The sequence below is a fragment of the Thiolapillus sp. genome, from assembly GCF_048562965.1.
GTDB lineage: Bacteria > Pseudomonadota > Gammaproteobacteria > Chromatiales > Chromatiaceae > Thiolapillus > Thiolapillus brandeum_A.
In genome coordinates this window covers 1-1992 of the sequence record NZ_JBHNMF010000573.1, presented here as the reverse complement: position 1 = coordinate 1992, position 1992 = coordinate 1, and the positions used below count along the sequence as shown (strand labels likewise).

2 protein-coding genes are annotated in these 1992 nt (G+C 57.4%); one reads left to right on the top strand and one right to left on the bottom strand.

What is annotated here, in order from left to right:
- The first annotated feature begins 17 nt into the window (after positions 1 to 17).
- Entirely contained in the window at positions 18 to 941 is a 924-nt protein-coding gene (locus ACOCD2_RS17855; protein ID WP_293649431.1) for a hypothetical protein, read from the top strand.
- Here the strand turns inward: ACOCD2_RS17855 and ACOCD2_RS17850 are convergent.
- Positions 916 to 1992 (bottom strand): right-handed parallel beta-helix repeat-containing protein (locus tag ACOCD2_RS17850; RefSeq protein ID WP_293649433.1); only part of this gene is annotated, 1077 nt, incomplete at its 5' end. The genes ACOCD2_RS17855 and ACOCD2_RS17850 overlap by 26 nt on opposite strands.

The following is a 1992-nucleotide window of genomic DNA, read 5'->3' as shown; positions in this document are numbered from 1 at the left end:
GCGTTCGGAGGCCTACTTTGTTTTCCCTCTGGCGCAAGGCACGCCGGGAAAACAGTGCGGCCTCGCGGCTACTGGGGTCTACCAGCCTTCGCTTCGCTCTCCATGGCTGGCAGCGGAAGACTCCGGCTGAACAGGACTTCGTCCGCCTGAAGCGGGATGAAAACGGTAAGCCAGCAGCCCTGCAGGTGGCCGTGGTGCGCTATGTGCCCCGGGACAAGAACAAGGATCATTCTCTCGAGTACGTGGACCTGATTTCCGCCGTGCATATCGGCGAACACGATTATTACAAGCTCATCAACTTCCTCTTTACCCGTTATGACGCCGTGTTGTATGAACTCGTGGCGCCACAGGGTACGCGTATCCCCAGGGGTGGCAACGAGAAGAAAGGCATCATTTCCGGAGCGCAGAGCTGGATGCGTGATGTGCTGGGCATGGGAATGCAGCTGGAAGACGTGGATTACACGCTTCCCCATCTTGTGCATGCGGATCTGTCGCCCAGTGAATTCAGCGAACGCATGGACGAGCGCAATGAATCTGTTATCGGGATGATCGGTAAAGCGGGTCTTGCGGGCATGGGCAGGCGCAACACCACCAGGATACTGCTCAGTGAAATGCGGCTGCTCAGGAATCTCATGTCGGGTAACCGTGATCTGGCGCTGAAAATCTTCATGGCGGAGCAAATGGTGCAGAGTATCAAGCTGGGCGACGCCGTCGAGGGCAAGAAAGGCAGCACGCTGGTTGCCGAGCGCAACAAGAAGGCGCTGCAGGTGTTGCGCCGCGAAATCGATGCGGGCAAGAAAAAGCTGGCCATCTTCTATGGTGCGGCACACATGCCGGATATGAGCAAACGTCTGATGTCCGAATTCGACTTGGTGCCTGCCAGCACCGTTTGGCTGGATGCTTGGAAACTAGGACCTACGGATTCTCAAAACCGTCGCTGAACAGCTTGCTTCTCGGGCCGTAGTGGGGAAGCTCCTTTCCCAGTTCATAAGGTCCGAGATCGGGCGCGTTCCCTGTATAACCCTCGTTGATGTTTGCCAGCACCACACCGGCATCCACCGCATTGCAACCCGGTTTCAGCGCCATGTACTGAAATGGCATGGGAGCCGGTGGAGCCATGGGTATCTCGAACTGCGTGAAGCAGCTGTTGCGGCTGATGCGAATCCCGTGGGTCTGCAGTCCAGTTGCCCGGGAAAAGTCTGTCAGCAGGGGATAGCGCACGCCCGCCCATTTCATGGCATAGGTTGCACTGCCCCAGTCGAAACCATCGTAATCGAGATGCGTCCGCCAGTCCGGCTGGTGCCCGCCGGCATTGTGTTCCCAGGCATAGCCGTCATTGGCGCTGATCCAGATGTTGTTGCTCGAATGAAACGTCAGGATGCCGGGGACTTCGTTGGGCCATGAGGAGCCGAGTGCATTGTCCCAGCCGACAAAGAGATTGTGTGCCAGCAGCACACGGCTGGTGCTGCGGATCTTCAGCGTGGATTCCAGGGGTGCGGCGACCTGGTTGCGGATGAAGTACCACGGGCCGCGGTTCATGGGCTGGAAGCTGAAAGCATTGTGCCGCACGTTGGAGATACGGTTTTCCCACACCCGGATGTTGGTATAGCCATAGTCCGGTTCGATGCCGTCGTCGGTGACATCGAATATTTCGTTTCTGAAGATGTCCGTATTGCTCAGGGGGTAGGAAATGCCGTCGGCCACCCGGGAAATACGGTTCCAGGCAACAGTGTGGCCGCTCGTGTGCTGCAGGTCGATGCCTTCGCCACCCCAGCTCGCCGGGCCATCGGGCATGTTGATATCCTTGTCACCGACAATGGTGTTGTCGGTTATCAGCCAGTTTGAACCGCCGTGATTCAGGACGATGCTGTAGTAGAAGTCAGTGAAGCGGTTGCCCTTGATCACCACATCGTCTGGCGCGTTGTAGGTTCTCAGCCCGTATTCATTGTCCACATCGGCATGACCACGTACATGGATGCCTTCAATCCACAG